The 16516-nt window shown below is 43.5% G+C and carries 14 protein-coding genes and 2 tRNA genes; all 16 read left to right on the forward strand.

Annotated elements, in window-relative coordinates; translation table 11 throughout:
* Positions 1–33: 33 nt before the first annotated feature.
* Positions 34–3567: a transcription-repair coupling factor gene (gene mfd, locus NYE22_RS00335; protein WP_342412226.1), complete on the forward strand. Its 3534-nt coding sequence runs from the start codon at positions 34–36 to the stop codon at positions 3565–3567.
* Positions 3568–3702: 135 nt separating this feature from the next.
* On the forward strand, positions 3703–4239 hold the full coding sequence (spoVT, locus tag NYE22_RS00340; protein ID WP_003218365.1) for a stage V sporulation protein T: 537 nt from the start codon (positions 3703–3705) through the stop codon (positions 4237–4239).
* A gap of 181 nt (positions 4240–4420) precedes the next feature.
* Positions 4421–6019, forward strand: coding sequence for a polysaccharide biosynthesis protein (locus tag NYE22_RS00345; RefSeq protein ID WP_172861400.1), 1599 nt, complete (start codon positions 4421–4423; stop codon positions 6017–6019).
* A complete protein-coding gene (gene mazG, locus NYE22_RS00350; protein ID WP_141950079.1) occupies positions 6009–7478 on the forward strand; it encodes a nucleoside triphosphate pyrophosphohydrolase in 1470 nt (489 codons plus the stop codon). Before NYE22_RS00345 ends, mazG begins: the two co-directional genes overlap by 11 nt.
* 2 nt (positions 7479–7480) lie before the next feature.
* The gene (locus tag NYE22_RS00355) at positions 7481–7741 is read left to right on the forward strand and encodes a S4 domain-containing protein (protein ID WP_003226716.1); all 261 of its coding nucleotides are present in this window, start codon (positions 7481–7483) and stop codon (positions 7739–7741) included.
* A 78-nt stretch (positions 7742–7819) separates the two neighbouring features.
* On the forward strand, positions 7820–8122 hold the full coding sequence (gene yabP, locus NYE22_RS00360) for a sporulation protein YabP (protein ID WP_003226714.1): 303 nt from the start codon (positions 7820–7822) through the stop codon (positions 8120–8122).
* A complete protein-coding gene (yabQ, locus tag NYE22_RS00365) occupies positions 8119–8754 on the forward strand; it encodes a spore cortex biosynthesis protein YabQ (RefSeq protein WP_285300234.1) in 636 nt (211 codons plus the stop codon). Before yabP ends, yabQ begins: the two co-directional genes overlap by 4 nt.
* Before the next feature lie 17 nt (positions 8755–8771).
* The gene (gene divIC, locus NYE22_RS00370) at positions 8772–9149 is read left to right on the forward strand and encodes a cell division protein DivIC (protein ID WP_003243211.1); all 378 of its coding nucleotides are present in this window, start codon (positions 8772–8774) and stop codon (positions 9147–9149) included.
* Positions 9150–9229: 80 nt separating this feature from the next.
* The gene (locus NYE22_RS00375; RefSeq protein WP_003218379.1) at positions 9230–9616 is read left to right on the forward strand and encodes a S1 domain-containing RNA-binding protein; all 387 of its coding nucleotides are present in this window, start codon (positions 9230–9232) and stop codon (positions 9614–9616) included.
* 168 nt (positions 9617–9784) lie between these two features.
* Positions 9785–9861: transfer RNA gene (locus NYE22_RS00380), tRNA-Met, on the forward strand.
* A gap of 9 nt (positions 9862–9870) precedes the next feature.
* Positions 9871–9942 (forward strand) — tRNA-Glu (locus tag NYE22_RS00385).
* Positions 9943–10141: 199 nt separating this feature from the next.
* The gene (gene spoIIE / locus NYE22_RS00390) at positions 10142–12625 is read left to right on the forward strand and encodes a stage II sporulation protein E (RefSeq protein WP_015253002.1); all 2484 of its coding nucleotides are present in this window, start codon (positions 10142–10144) and stop codon (positions 12623–12625) included.
* 84 nt (positions 12626–12709) lie between these two features.
* Positions 12710–13447 (forward strand): VWA domain-containing protein, encoded by a 738-nt coding sequence (locus tag NYE22_RS00395; RefSeq protein WP_003243782.1) that lies wholly within the window; start codon positions 12710–12712, stop codon positions 13445–13447.
* A complete protein-coding gene (gene prkT, locus NYE22_RS00400; protein ID WP_041850251.1) occupies positions 13413–14429 on the forward strand; it encodes a serine/threonine protein kinase PrkT in 1017 nt (338 codons plus the stop codon). Before NYE22_RS00395 ends, prkT begins: the two co-directional genes overlap by 35 nt.
* Before the next feature lie 103 nt (positions 14430–14532).
* Positions 14533–15951, forward strand: coding sequence for a tRNA lysidine(34) synthetase TilS (gene tilS, locus NYE22_RS00405; RefSeq protein WP_041850250.1), 1419 nt, complete (start codon positions 14533–14535; stop codon positions 15949–15951).
* Positions 15948–16490, forward strand: a complete 543-nt coding sequence (gene hpt / locus NYE22_RS00410; RefSeq protein ID WP_003226700.1) for a hypoxanthine phosphoribosyltransferase — start codon at positions 15948–15950, stop codon at positions 16488–16490. Before tilS ends, hpt begins: the two co-directional genes overlap by 4 nt.
* The last annotated feature ends 26 nt before the right edge of the window (positions 16491–16516 follow it).

A 16516-nucleotide genomic window follows, 5' to 3' on the forward strand; every position in this document is an offset into this window, starting at 1 on the left:
CTGTTCTCGCAGGAAACAGAGAGGAGGGGCCATATGGACAACATTCAAACCTTTATAAAAGAAAGCGATGACTTTAAATCCATCATCAACGGTTTACACGAGGGCCTGAAGGAACAGCTGCTCGCGGGTCTGTCGGGTTCCGCGCGTTCTGTTTTTACTTCTGCTCTGGCTAATGAAACGAATAAGCCTATCTTTCTCATCACCCATAACTTATATCAAGCCCAGAAAGTAACAGATGATCTGACTTCACTTCTAGAGGATCGGTCTGTCCTTTTGTACCCCGTCAATGAACTCATTTCATCAGAAATCGCAGTTGCAAGCCCTGAATTGCGGGCGCAGCGATTAGATGTCATTAATAGACTAACGAATGGAGAAGCGCCAATTGTCGTTGCTCCGGTAGCGGCAATCAGAAGAATGCTGCCGCCTGTTGAGGTGTGGAAAAGCAGCCAGATGCTCATTCAAGTAGGCCGTGATATCGAACCTGACCAGCTTGCCTCACGGCTGATAGAGGTAGGGTATGAGCGGTCTGATATGGTTTCTGCGCCCGGGGAATTCAGTATTCGCGGGGGAATCATTGACATTTATCCGTTGACTTCAGAGAATCCGGTGAGAATTGAACTTTTTGACACCGAGGTGGATTCAATCCGCAGCTTTAATTCAGATGATCAGCGGTCAATTGAGACCCTTACCTCGATCAATATCGGTCCCGCGAAGGAATTAATTATCAGACCGGAAGAAAAAGCGCGGGCGATGGAGAAAATCGATAGTGGTCTTGCCGCGAGCTTGAAAAAATTAAAGGCTGACAAACAAAAAGAAATACTTCATGCGAATATTTCTTACGATAAAGAACGCTTGTCTGAAGGCCAGACAGATCAGGAGCTCGTGAAGTATCTCTCATATTTCTATGAAAAGCCTGCTAGTTTACTAGATTATACACCTGATAATACACTTCTGATTTTGGATGAAGTCAGTCGGATTCATGAGATGGAAGAACAGCTTCAAAAAGAAGAAGCGGAGTTTATCACAAATCTTCTTGAGGAAGGGAAGATTTTGCATGACATTCGTTTGTCATTCAGCTTCCAGAAAATAGTGGCTGAGCAAAAACGGCCTCTGCTGTACTACTCTTTATTTTTGCGGCATGTACACCATACGAGCCCGCAAAATATTGTCAATGTGTCAGGCCGGCAAATGCAGAGTTTCCATGGCCAAATGAACGTGCTTGCGGGCGAAATGGAGCGTTTTAAAAAATCAAGTTTCACTGTTGTGTTCTTAGGAGCAAACAAGGAACGTACACAGAAATTGTCATCTGTTTTGGCTGATTATGATATCGAGGCCGCCATGACAGACAGCAAAAAAGCGCTTGTTCAGGGACAGGTCTATATCATGGAAGGCGAGCTCCAATCGGGATTTGAGCTGCCGTTAATGAAGCTTGCAGTTATCACGGAAGAAGAACTGTTCAAAAACCGTGTAAAGAAGAAGCCGCGAAAACAGAAGCTTACCAATGCAGAGCGCATCAAAAGCTATTCTGAGCTTCAAATTGGAGATTATGTCGTTCATATTAATCACGGGATCGGAAAATACCTGGGGATTGAAACTCTTGAAATCAACGGCATTCATAAAGACTATTTAAATATACATTATCAGGGCAGTGACAAGCTTTACGTTCCTGTAGAACAAATTGATCAGGTCCAAAAATATGTCGGCTCCGAAGGAAAAGAGCCAAAGCTGTATAAATTAGGCGGAAGTGAATGGAAGCGGGTCAAGAAAAAAGTAGAGACATCCGTTCAGGATATTGCTGACGACTTAATTAAGCTGTATGCCGAAAGAGAAGCGAGCAAGGGCTATGCGTTTTCTCCTGACCATGAGATGCAGCGTGAATTCGAATCGGCTTTCCCTTATCAAGAGACTGATGATCAGCTCCGTTCGATTCACGAAATCAAAAAAGACATGGAAAGAGAACGTCCGATGGACCGCTTGCTGTGCGGAGATGTGGGCTACGGTAAAACAGAGGTTGCCATACGTGCCGCGTTTAAGGCGATCGGTGACGGAAAGCAGGTAGCTCTGCTCGTTCCGACAACAATTTTGGCACAGCAGCACTATGAAACCATAAAAGAGCGCTTCCAGGACTATCCGATTAATATCGGCCTTCTCAGCAGGTTCAGAACGCGAAAAGAAGCAAACGAAACAATCAAAGGGCTGAAAAACGGAACAGTTGATATCGTCATCGGGACGCATCGGCTGCTATCAAAGGATGTCGTGTATAAAGATTTAGGGCTCCTCATCATTGATGAAGAGCAGCGTTTCGGTGTAACCCATAAAGAAAAGATCAAGCAAATAAAAGCCAATGTTGATGTATTAACGTTAACAGCAACGCCGATTCCGCGTACGCTGCATATGTCTATGCTTGGCGTAAGGGACCTTTCAGTCATCGAGACTCCGCCGGAAAATCGCTTCCCTGTACAGACGTATGTTGTGGAATATAACGGCGCTCTTGTCAGAGAGGCGATTGAACGTGAGCTTGCACGCGGAGGCCAGGTCTATTTCTTGTACAACCGGGTAGAGGACATTGAGCGGAAAGCGGATGAAATTTCAATGCTAGTCCCTGACGCGAAGGTAGCATATGCGCATGGGAAAATGACAGAAAATGAATTAGAAACCGTTATGCTAAGTTTCCTTGAAGGAGAATCAGACGTTCTCGTCAGCACAACCATTATCGAAACTGGCGTGGACATCCCGAACGTCAATACGCTGATCGTATTTGACGCCGACAAGATGGGACTTTCTCAGCTTTACCAGTTGCGGGGGCGTGTCGGCCGTTCTAACCGTGTGGCGTATGCGTACTTCACGTATCGCCGGGATAAAGTGCTGACAGAAGTGGCTGAAAAAAGGCTGCAGGCTATTAAAGAATTCACAGAGCTAGGTTCCGGTTTTAAAATCGCAATGCGTGACTTAACGATTCGCGGAGCCGGGAATCTTCTTGGTGCCCAGCAGCATGGCTTCATCGATTCGGTCGGATTTGACCTCTATTCACAAATGCTGAAGGAGGCCATTGAGGAGCGTAAAGGAGACACAGCGAAGACAGAGCAGTTTGAAACAGAAATTGATGTCGAGCTTGATGCGTATATTCCGGAAACTTATATTCAAGACGGCAAACAGAAAATTGATATGTATAAACGCTTCAGGTCTGTGGCGACAATCGAAGAGAAGAATGAGCTTCAAGATGAAATGATCGACCGCTTTGGAAACTATCCAAAAGAAGTCGAATACTTGTTTACTGTTGCAGAAATGAAAGTCTATGCGAGACAGGAACGTGTCGAGCTGATTAAGCAGGATAAAGATGCTGTCAGATTGACGATTTCTGAAGAAGCAAGTGCTGAAATTGACGGGCAGAAGCTGTTTGAGCTTGGCAATCAATATGGCAGACAAATCGGACTGGGAATGGAAGGGAAAAAACTCAAAATCTCCATACAGACGAAAGGCCGTAGTGCTGATGAATGGCTCGACACCGTGCTGGGCATGCTGAAGGGCTTAAAAGATGTGAAAAAGCAAACCATTTCATCAACGTAAATTTTGTTACTCTCTGGTGTATATTACATTTGATGTGACGGATACTAATTTCAAGCGAGGCGGAAGGTACATAAAGTAACTGCTTTAGGTCTTTCCCACATGTATATACCATCAAATGAAAGAGAGGCACCAGAGATGAAAGCAACCGGTATCGTACGTCGTATTGATGACTTAGGTCGGGTCGTGATTCCTAAAGAAATTCGAAGAACTCTGAGAATCAGGGAAGGCGATCCGCTTGAGATTTTTGTAGATCGTGACGGAGAAGTGATTTTGAAAAAGTATTCTCCGATCAGTGAGCTTGGAGACTTTGCAAAGGAGTATGCAGACGCGCTTTACGACAGCCTCGGCCATTCAGTGCTGATTTGTGATCGTGATGTATATATTGCCGTGTCCGGCAGCTCCAAAAAAGATTACTTAAACAAGTCAATCAGCGAAATGCTGGAAAGAACAATGGATCAGCGCAGCTCCGTGCTTGAGAGTGATGCGAAATCAGTACAGCTTGTGAATGGAATTGATGAGGACATGAATTCTTATACTGTCGGCCCAATTGTGGCGAACGGTGATCCGATAGGTGCTGTGGTAATCTTTTCAAAAGATCAGACAATGGGCGAAGTAGAGCATAAAGCCGTTGAAACAGCAGCTGGATTTTTGGCTCGTCAAATGGAACAGTAGGTCTTATTCCTTTCTTCGAAAATAGGTATGTAAAGAACAGCTCTCCTTGGGACGCTGTTCTTTTTCATGCGTGCGGAAAAAGGAATCCAAGGGTTGGGATGTGGTATAATAACCTCGTTTTTATTTGTGCCGCGGTAATACGTGAACCGTATTGCCCCTGACGTTGGGAAGGAGCTTTTGGATGGACGATTCAATAGGCGTTAAACGGCATTGGATTTGGCAGGGGGCTTTTGTTTTAATTCTGGCAGGCGTCATCACAAAAATTTTAAGCGCTGTTTACAGAGTTCCGTTTCAAAACATTGTCGGCGATGTTGGATTTTATATATATCAGCAGGTATATCCCTTTCTTGGTATTGCGGTCATGCTGTCCACATCAGGATTTCCAGTCATTATTTCAAAGCTGATGAATGATTATAGTGAAAAAAATCATCACACCATATTAAAAATATCAGCGTTATTTTTGTCTTTAATCGGTATTTTATTATTTCTTTGTTTATATCTGGGTGCTGTTCCTATTGCACTCTTTATGGGGGATTCGCATCTAGCCATGTTAATTCAAGTGGCCTCATGCGCGTTTCTGCTTTTCCCATTTGTCGCGTTGCTTAGAGGCGGTTTTCAGGGGCGGCACGAAATGCTCCCTTCAGCCTTATCACAGATGACAGAGCAGTTTCTGCGTGTTGCGGTGCTCTTGGGTTTATCATTTTGGCTCGTGAAAAAGGGAGCCTCGCTTTATACTGCGGGAGCGGCAGCCGCTTCAGGCTCTCTTGCCGGAAGTTTGGTTGCATTGATAATACTGGGGTTTTTTTGGTTCAAAACGAAAAGAGACAACCAAACGGATAGGCGAAATGAGAATGTCATCACAACAAAAGAATTGACGAAAAAACTGCTTTTATATTCGGTTACAATTTGTGTAAGCAGTTTGCTGCTTTTGTTTATCCAGCTTGTTGATGCTTTGAATTTATATGCATTGCTTTCGGGTGGTGAGGCAAGCGAAGAAGCAAAACGCCTAAAGGGGATCTATGATCGGGGACAACCCTTGTTGCAGCTCGGCTCAGTTTTTGCCGTAAGCATTGCGACGTCACTCGTTCCCTATATTTCTATGGCTGTAAAAAACAAAGAGCTGAAGATCATGAAAGAAAAAATCACGTCATCTTTGAAACTATGCCTTGTGCTCGGTACAGGCGCATCGGCTGGGTTGATTTGCATTCTAAAGCCGGTAAATATCATGCTGTTTCAAAATGGAGAAGGGACAGGTGCGTTACAAGTATTTAGCTGCTCCATTTTATTTGCATCCTTGGCGGTAACGGCAGCGGCAGTCTTACAGGGAGCGGGATACACAGTTTTTCCGGCGATAGCGGTGGGCGCGGGTGTTGCAGTGAAATGGGTGTTAAACACACTTTTGGTTCCGCGCTATGGGATTGAAGGCGCATCGCTTGCGACAGCGGCTTCCTTTGCGGCTGTCGCCGGCCTTAACTTGTATCAGCTTCGGCAAAAGGAATGGCTCGATAAGCTTAGAGGCGTTTTGATTCCGATTATTGGATCTGCTCTTTTGATGTCAGCTGTTTTGCTTGCGTATACGCGTCTATGGACTTTCTTGTTTCCTGCAACAGGAAGAGGAGTTGCTGTGATTGAGAGTCTTTCTGCTGTTGCAATTGGTGGCGCGGTGTTTATTTATTGTATGATGAGATTGGGAATATTTACAGATGAAGAGCTGAACAGTGTGCCATTCGGCAGCAAGTTAAGCAAATTCATGAGAAGGAGAGAACAAAATGGCGGGTAAAATTACAGTCGTGGGACTTGGTGCCGGAGACATGGACCAGTTGACAATTGGTATACACAAGCTGCTGACGAAGGCAGATACGCTGTATGTCAGAACCAAGGATCATCCTTTAATTGAGGAGCTTGAAAAAGAAACGAAGAACATCCGTTTCTTTGATGATATATATGAGAAACATGATCAGTTCGAGGCGGTATATGAAGAAATTGCTGATATCCTCTTTGAAGCGGCGCGGCGTGAGGACGTGGTTTATGCTGTGCCGGGACACCCTTTTGTCGCAGAAAAAACAGTTCAGCTGCTGACGGAGCGGCAGGAAAAGGAAAACGTTCAAGTGAAAGTCGCGGGTGGACAAAGTTTCCTTGATGCCACATTCAATGCCTTGCAAATTGACCCGATTGAAGGTTTTCAATTTGTGGATGCCGGCACATTGTCTGCGGATGAGCTTGAGCTCAGACATCATCTGATCATATGTCAGGTTTACGACCAAATGACGGCTTCTGAAGTCAAGCTGACATTGATGGAGAAGCTGCCTGATGATTATGAGGTCGTCATTGTGACTGCAGCAGGCAGCCGTGGCGAGGAGATCAAGACAGTGCCATTATTTGAGCTGGACCGCAATGTCGCCTTGAACAACTTAACAAGTGTGTATATTCCGCCGATTAAAGAAGAGAAGCTGCTTTATCACGAATTCTCCACGTTCCGAAGCATCATCAGAGAGCTTCGCGGACCTAATGGATGTCCGTGGGATAAAAAGCAGACGCATCAGTCATTAAAACAGTACATGATTGAAGAATGTTATGAGCTTCTCGAAGCTATTGACGAAGAAGACACAGACCATATGATCGAAGAGCTTGGCGACGTTTTGCTTCAGGTCTTGCTTCACGCGCAAATTGGTGAAGATGAAGGTTATTTCACAATTGATGATGTCATAAAAGGAATCAGTGAAAAAATGGTCCGAAGACATCCCCATGTGTTTAAAGATGTTAAGGTTCAGGATGAAAACGATGTTTTGGCCAATTGGGAAGATATAAAAAAGGCCGAAAAAAATACATCTGAATCATCGTTACTAGACAGCGTACCGAAAACCCTTCCAGCTCTTTCGAAAGCTGCTAAATTGCAGAAAAAAGCAGCGAAGGTCGGTTTTGACTGGGAAGACGTCAGCGATATTTGGGAAAAGGTAAGTGAGGAAATGAAGGAATTTTCTTCTGAGGTTTCTGAAGCTCCTCACGACCACAATCTTAAAGCTGAGTTTGGCGACATTTTGTTCGCGCTGGTGAATGTAGCCCGCTTCTACAAAATAGAGCCAGAGGAAGCGCTGACCATGACTAATGACAAATTCCGGAGACGCTTCTCGTACATTGAGGAAACAGCGAAGGAAAAGGGAGTCGAGTTGGCTAATATGTCCCTTGAGGACATGGACAAACTGTGGAATGAAGCAAAAGAAACTGAGAGGAGATCATAGATATGAGACTAGATAAATTTTTGAAAGTATCACGGCTGATCAAACGGCGTACACTAGCGAAGGAAGTAGCTGACCAAGGACGAATCTCTATTAACGGAAACCAAGCTAAAGCAAGCTCTGACGTAAAACCGGGAGATGAACTAACGGTCCGCTTCGGCCAAAAGCTTGTAACGGTTCAAGTTAATGAATTGAAAGACACGACGAAAAAAGAAGAAGCTGCAAACATGTACACGATTCTAAAAGAAGAAAAACTCGGCGAATAGGCTTGTTCTAAAAAAATCCCCCACCTCATACAATGCAGTAATAATGCTAAAAGTATCGAGGATATGGGGGCTGAATAGATGAATTCATATTATGATCAAAAAGGTTCTTCGTCTGTTCCGGAACAACATGATGTGACAATGAAAGGCCGGAAGCATTTAGATATTTCTGGGGTTAAGCATGTGGAGAGTTTTGATAACGAAGAATTCCTGCTGGAAACGGTGATGGGAATGCTCTCCGTCAGAGGCCAAAACCTGCAGATGAAAAATCTTGATGTGGAAAAAGGGATTGTTTCGATTAAAGGCAGGGTATTTGATTTAGTGTACTTAGACGAACAACAAGGGGATAAAGCTAAAGGGTTTTTTAGCAAGTTGTTTAAATGACGCTGACGACACAATTCTATACAATGCTGGCGATGTCCGGTATGGGTCTCTGGCTTGGTGCTTCGCTTGATACATACCGGCTCTTTGTCATTCGTGCCAAAACAGCCAGATGGCTATTATTTATTCATGATATTCTTTTCTGGATTGTGCAAGGGCTGCTTTTCTTTTATGTCTTGCTTCATGTAAATGAGGGAGAATTCAGGATTTACATCTTTTTAGCGGTTCTGCTGGGCGTTGCGACGTATCAGAGCCTTTGCAAACGAATCTATATAAAAATACTTAAATTCTTCATTTACCTTGTTGTTTCTGTTTATCAATTCTTCAAAAAACTCGTTCAGCACGTGTTATTTCGTCCTATTGTATGGACATGCGGAGCGATCATCTGGCTGGCGGCATTTTTATTCAAGAAAACATACAGCCTGATAGGTTTTCTCCTGCTGTGTCTATATAAAATAGTCATGGTTCTGTGTTTTCCGATCCGTTTTATCGCGAAACAATGTTTGAAACTTCTTCCTGTGAAAATGCGTCTAACTTTTAGACGTTATTTTGAAAAAGGTGCAGGATTTCTCAAAAAGAAGAAGAAACTATTGATAACCATAAGAACGACCATTACACGGTTTTTGAAGAAATGAAAGGAGGACCGTCTGGTTTGAATTTTTCCAGGGAACGAACGATAACTGAAATACAAAACGACTATAAAGAACAAGTAGAACGGCAAAATCAGCTGAAGAAACGAAGACGCAAAGGGCTGTACAGACGGTTAACTGTATTCGGCGCCCTAGTATTCCTGACGGCAATTGTGCTGGCAAGCTCTGTCTGGTCTCAAACATCTTCCCTTAGTGCAAAAGAAGAAAAGAAAGAACAGCTTGAAAAAGAACTCAAAAGTTTAAAGACAAAACAAACGGATTTAAAAGAAGAAATATCCAAATTGAAAGATGAGGATTACGTCACAGAGCTTGCCAGAAGGGACTTATTCATGTCTGGAGACGGAGAAATTATCTTCAATGTGGAGAAGAAGAGCAAGTAGCCTTGTTGACACTTAAATTTTTATTTAGGTATAATTAAGCAAACGATCTTTTTATAAGCCTAAGGAGGAGCACTTTTTTTATGTCGATTGAAGTTGGCAGCAAGTTGCAAGGGAAAATTACAGGTATTACAAATTTTGGAGCATTTGTTGAATTGCCTGGAGGCTCAACCGGTCTCGTTCACATTAGTGAGGTAGCTGATAATTATGTCAAAGACATTAACGACCACTTAAAAGTCGGCGACCAAGTTGAAGTGAAAGTCATCAACGTTGAAAAAGACGGGAAAATTGGTTTATCTATTAAAAAAGCTAAAGACCGTCCGCAAGCCAGACCTAGAAATGATTTCCGTCCGAAAGAATCTTTTGAACAGAAAATGAATAAGTTTTTAAAAGACAGCGAAGATCGCTTGTCATCTTTAAAACGCAATACGGAATCAAAACGTGGAGGGCGCGGAGCAAGAAGAGGATAACTTGCTGCTTTCTATAAAATAAATGAAGCATCCGTTCATCCCGACGGATGCTTTTTTATTATCCTCATCCTCTTTAAGAGTCAGAAAATTAAAACATTAAAGTTTCTGTTGACGAAAGAGACAAACCTTTGTATTATATAACTTGTGCTTAGAAGCACAAAACAATATGGCGGTGTAGCTCAGCTGGCTAGAGCGTACGGTTCATACCCGTGAGGTCGGGGGTTCGATCCCCTCCGCCGCTACCATATTTGTTTGGCCCGTTGGTCAAGCGGTTAAGACACCGCCCTTTCACGGCGGTAACACGGGTTCGAATCCCGTACGGGTCATCCTAAAAAATCGGTTTCTCTTGCAGAAGCCGATTTTTTTCATTTTTAGACAACATTCCGGAAATTCTTTTCATAAACGAATATCAAGGCAGAAACCGTCGAAGATTTCTTTGGTATTGTTACCTTCTTTTGACAAAATCCTATCTGTGCTTTCGCTATAATGACAGGCAACGAATATAACAGGTGGGAGATGAGAGGAATGGAAAAAGCAGAAAGAAGAGTGAACGGGCCAATGGCGGGACAAGCTTTGGAAAAACTCCAATCGTTTTTTAACAGGGGCACGAAGCTGGTGACTCATCATTTGCATTCACTGTTTTTCTATAAAGGATTCATTTATGTTGTTATCGGATTTTTGCTTGGACGGGCTTTCATATTATCCGAAGTGCTTCCTTTCGCACTTCCTTTCTTTGGAGCGATGCTTCTCATCAGAAGAGACAAAGCGTTTTATGCGGTTTTGGCTGTGCTTGCAGGTGCGCTGACCATATCTCCAAAGCACTCATTGCTCATACTGGCGGCATTGCTGGCATTCTTCGTATTTTCTAAAGTGGCTGCCTTCATTACCGACGATCGTGTAAAAGCACTCCCGATTGTCGTGTTCTTCTCCATGGCTGCCGCAAGAGCCGGGTTTGTTTATGCCCAAAATGGCGTATTTACAACCTATGATTATGTAATGGCTATCGTTGAGGCTGGACTGTCGTTTATCTTAACACTGATTTTCCTTCAGAGCCTTCCGATTTTTACTGTGAAAAAAGTGAAACAATCATTAAAAATAGAGGAAATCATTTGCTTTATGATTCTTATTGCCTCTGTTTTAACGGGGCTGGCCGGCTTGTCCTACCAAGGGATGCAGGCAGAACATATATTGGCTCGTTATGTTGTATTGAGTTTTTCCTTTATTGGCGGAGCAAGCATCGGCTGTACGGTTGGTGTTGTGACCGGCCTGATTCTTGGCTTGGCGAATATCGGAAACCTATATCAAATGAGTCTGCTTGCTTTTTCCGGTTTATTGGGCGGTTTACTGAAGGAAGGAAAAAAAGCGGGTGCAGCAATCGGTCTTATCGTTGGTTCACTTCTTATATCTTTATATGGTGAAGGCTCTGCCGGTCTGATGACAACGCTCTATGAGTCATTAATCGCAGTCGGCCTGTTTTTGCTCACACCTCAATCTATTACAAGGAAAGTGGCGAGATATATTCCGGGAACTGTCGAGCATCTTCAAGAGCAACAGCAATACGCTAGAAAAATCCGTGATGTCACTGCTCAGAAGGTAGACCAGTTCTCCAATGTATTTCACGCGCTGTCTGAAAGCTTTGCAACCTTTTACCAAGCGTCAGACGAACAGACAGATGACAGCGAAGTTGATCTGTTCTTAAGCAAAATCACGGAGCATTCCTGTCAGACGTGCTACAAGAAAAACAGGTGCTGGGTACAGAACTTTGATAAAACATATGATTTAATGAAACAAGTTATGCTTGAAACAGAGGAAAAAGAATATGCATCAAACCGAAGGCTGAAAAAAGAGTTTCAACAGTATTGTTCTAAATCCAAGCAGGTTGAAGAGCTGATTGAGGATGAGCTCGCACATCATCATGCCCATTTGACACTCAAGAAAAAAGTCCAAGACAGCAGGCGCCTTGTTGCTGAACAGCTTTTAGGCGTTTCTGAGGTTATGGCCGACTTTTCTCGGGAAATAAAAAGAGAGCGAGAACAGCACTTTCTGCAGGAAGAGCAAATCATAGAAGCGCTTCAGCATTTCGGAATTGAGATTCAGCATGTCGAGATCTATAGTCTTGAACAAGGAAATATCGATATTGAAATGACCATTCCGTTCAGCGGACATGGAGAAAGTGAAAAAATCATTGCTCCTATGCTTTCTGACATTCTGGAAGAACAAATTCTTGTGAAAGCCGAACAGCACTCTCCGCATCCGAATGGATACAGCCATGTCGCCTTTGGATCAACAAAATCATACAGGGTGTCCACGGGAGCTGCTCACGCTGCGAAGGGCGGCGGCCTTGTCTCCGGCGACAGCTACAGCATGATGGAGCTTGGAGCCAGAAAATATGCTGCAGCAATCAGTGACGGAATGGGCAATGGCGCAAGAGCGCACTTTGAAAGCAATGAAACGATCAAGCTTCTTGAAAAAATCCTTGAATCGGGAATTGATGAAAAAATAGCAATTAAAACGATCAACAGCATACTGTCTCTAAGGACAACTGACGAAATATATTCCACGCTTGACCTATCTATTATCGATCTTCAAGATGCCAGTTGTAAATTTTTGAAGGTTGGATCGACGCCTAGCTTTATCAAACGGGGTGACCAGGTCATGAAAGTTCAAGCGAGCAATCTGCCAATCGGTATTATTAATGAATTCGATGTGGAGGTTGTGAGTGAACAATTGAAAGCGGGTGACCTCTTAATTATGATGAGTGATGGCATTTTTGAGGGGCCTAAGCATGTGGAAAATCACGACTTATGGATGAAGCGTAAAATGAAAGGGTTGAAAACAAATGACCCGCAGGAGATTGCCGATTTGCTTATGGAAGAAGTCATCCGCACAAGATCCGGCCAAATTGAGGACGATATGACTGTTGTTGTCGTCCGGATTGATCACAATACACCGAAGTGGGCATCCATTCCTGTTCCGGCAATCTTTCAAAACAAACAAGAAATTTCATAACGCTTCCGTATAAATCAAATTTCTTCTGGCGAAGATGGGAATATATGAATCTGAGAATCCTCGTATTCTCCAGGAGGAATGAATGTGAACAACGGACATTTAAATCAAATTTTGCTGATAACGGATGGCTGCTCAAACCATGGGGAAGACCCGCTTGCAATGGCTGCTTTTGCTAAAGAGCAGGGGATTACGGTAAATGTCATTGGTATAATGGAAGAAAATCAAATTGACCCTGAGGCAATGAAGGAAGTCGAAGGGATTGCACTTGCCGGAGGAGGCGTGCATCAAGTCGTTTATGCATCTCAGCTTTCACAAACTGTTCAAATGGTAACAAAAAAAGCGATGACGCAAACCTTACAAGGTGTAGTCAATCAAGAACTGAAACAGATTCTCGGAAAGAATGTGGAAATGGAAGAGCTTTCTCCGGAAAAACGCGGAGAAGTCATGGAAGTGGTAGACGAGCTTGGAGAAACGGTGCATCTTCAGGTTTTGGTTCTTGTTGATACAAGTGCAAGTATGGCGCCAAAGCTTCCAACAGTAAAAGAGGCGCTGATTGATTTGTCTGTAAGCCTCAATTCCCGAATTGGGAATAACGAATTTGCGATGTGTATATTTCCCGGGAAAAAACAAGAGGTCGAGCTTGTGCTGAACTGGACACCGAAGCTGCAATCTCTTTCCACACTCTTTGCAAAGCTTTCGACAGGCGGCATCACGCCGACAGGTCCGGCGATTCGTGAAGCGACACTGCAGTTTGAAAAAATACGCTCAAGAAGGGGCATGCTGGCAGATGATGAACGACGCTTTGACGAGTTTGGCATGTAGCCTCAAGCCGGGTACGACAATCAAAGGCAAGTGGAATGGAAACACTTATACATTGCGTAAACAGCTTGGTAAAGGGGCCAATGGAATTGTGTATTTGGCAGAAGCATCAGATGGACATGTTGCCTTAAAGGTGAGTGATGACAGCCTGTCTATTACTTCTGAAGTGAATGTCTTGAAATCTTTCTCAAAGGCCCAGTCCGTTACGATGGGGCCTTCTTTTTTTGATACGGATGATGCCTATATTCCCAGTGCCAATACGAAAGTTTCATTTTATGCAATGGAATACATAAAAGGGCCGCTGCTTTTGAAGTATGTCAGTGATAAAGGAGCAGAGTGGATACCTGTATTAATGATTCAGCTGTTATCCAGCTTATCGGTGCTTCACCAGCAAGGATGGATATTCGGCGATCTTAAACCTGATAATCTGATCGTAACTGGTCCGCCCGCAAGGATCCGCTGCATTGATGTGGGCGGCACGACAAAGGAAGGCCGGGCGATAAAAGAGTATACGGAGTTTTATGACAGAGGCTATTGGGGGTATGGAACAAGAAAGGCAGAGCCATCCTATGATCTGTTCGCAGTTGCCATGATTATGATCAACAGTGTGCATAAAAAAGAATTTAAGAAAACGAACCAGCCCAAAGAACAGCTTAGGTCTCTCATCGAAGGAAACCCGCTGCTTCAAAAGTATAAAAAAGCGCTTTTTTCAGCCTTGAACGGAGATTATCAATCCGCAGATGAAATGAAAAAGGATATGCTAGACGCGGGGCAAAAAGCATCACAAAAAAAACAGCCTATAAAAGCATCACCGCAGCCTGCCACACGACAAAGACAGCAAATACCGCGCCAAGGAAAAATAACGAAGACGCGATATACCCCAAAACAGAAACCGGCTAAGTCGGGGGGGTTATTTGAAACAACGCTTATCGTGATCAGTGTTTTAGCGCTTTATTTCGCCTATATTATCTTTTTCTTAATCTGAATGGCGCAAACTGCAGAGCCTATGCTTCTTCTTTGCTTGGAGGGGTTGAAAGTGTTAGGATATGAATATCTTTAAAATACCTGCTCATTGTGAGGAGGACATTGTGAAAAGTGTCAAAGATTTTTTAAACAAACACAATCTTACGTTAAAAGGGGCGACAATCATTGTAGGCGTTTCCGGCGGTCCGGACTCAATGGCTCTTCTTCACGTGTTGCATACGTTATGCGGCCGTTCAGCGAATGTTATTGCAGCTCACGTTGACCATCGGTTCAGAGGTGCGGAATCCGAGGAGGACATGCGTTTTGTCCAAGCTTATTGTAAAGCTGAACAGCTCGTGTGCGAAACGGCTCAAATCAATGTAACCGCATATGCACAGGAAAAAGGACTCAATAAGCAGGCTGCAGCACGCGATTGCCGCTACCAGTTTTTTGAGGAAATCATGTCGAAGCACCAAGCGGACTATCTGGCTCTTGCGCATCATGGTGATGACCAGGTTGAAACAATGCTTATGAAACTGGCTAAGGGTACGCTTGGAACGGGACTTGCGGGAATGCAGCCGGTTAGACGTTTTGGGACGGGGCGGATCATCAGGCCGTTCTTACCCATTACAAAGGAAGAGATCCTTCACTATTGCCGTGAAAACGGCTTGAGCTACCGGACGGATGAAAGCAACGCCAAAGATGACTACACAAGAAACAGATTCAGAAAAACAGTGCTCCCGTTTTTGAAGCAGGAATCTCCGGATGTGCATAAAAGGTTTCAGAAAGTGAGTGAAGCACTGACGGAAGATGAGCAATTCTTACAGTCATTAACGAAAGATGAAATGAATAAAGTAATCACAAGCCAGTCTAATACATCAGTTGAAATCAATTCCTCTCAATTGCTTGCCCTCCCGATGCCTTTACAAAGAAGAGGAGTTCAACTAATATTAAACTATCTTTATGAAAACGTTCCATCATCCTTTTCAGCCCATCACATTCAGCAGTTTCTCGATTGGGCGGAAAATGGCAGTCCTTCAGGAGTACTGGACTTTCCGAAAGGACTGAAGGTGGTCAAATCATATCAGACATGTTTGTTTACATTTGAACAATGGCAGTGCAAAAATGTTCCCTTTGAATACCAAATTAGCGGAGCTGCTGATGAAACGGCAGTACTCCCTAATGGATATCTGATAGAGGCAAAGCATTATGCGGACTCGCCTGAAGAACATGGGAATGCTGTTTTTATCACAAGTGAAAAAAAGGTGCGGTTTCCCTTAACAATCCGGACGAGAAAAGCTGGAGACCGGATCAAACTAAAAGGGATGAACGGCTCAAAAAAGGTAAAGGATATATTTATTGATAAGAAACTGCCTCTCCAAGAAAGAGACAACTGGCCGATTGTGACGGACGCAAGCGGTGAAATTATCTGGATACCTGGCTTGAAAAAATCAATTTTTGAAGATCTTGTGATTCCAAACAGCGACCGCATTGTATTACAATATAGACAGCATGAAAAGTGTAGGGGGCAAGCAAAATCATGATGAAACATGATATCGAGAAAGTACTGATCTCAGAGGAAGAGATACAAAAGAAAGTAAAAGAGTTAGGTGCAGAATTAACGAGCGAGTATCAAGATACATTTCCGTTGGCAATCGGTGTGTTAAAAGGAGCACTTCCTTTTATGGCGGATCTTATCAAGCATATTGATACATATTTGGAAATGGATTTCATGGATGTATCAAGCTACGGAAATTCTACGGTTTCTTCTGGAGAAGTAAAAATCATTAAAGATTTGGATACATCTGTAGAGGGCCGGGACATCTTAATTATTGAAGATATCATCGACAGTGGGTTAACCTTAAGTTATCTCGTAGAGCTCTTCCGATACCGTAAAGCAAAATCAATTAAGATTGTTACCCTTTTGGATAAACCGAGCGGAAGAAAAGCGGACATCAAAGCAGACTTTGTCGGTTTTGAAGTTCCTGACGCGTTTGTAGTGGGTTACGGACTTGATTATGCTGAGCGCTATCGCAATCTGCCTTATATCGGAGTGTTAAAACCGGCAGTTTATGAAAGCTGATCGGCAGCCTGCTTCCGAGATGGTTA

It is taken from the genome of Bacillus sp. FSL K6-1560, assembly GCF_038592935.1.
Taxonomy (GTDB): domain Bacteria; phylum Bacillota; class Bacilli; order Bacillales; family Bacillaceae; genus Bacillus; species Bacillus subtilis.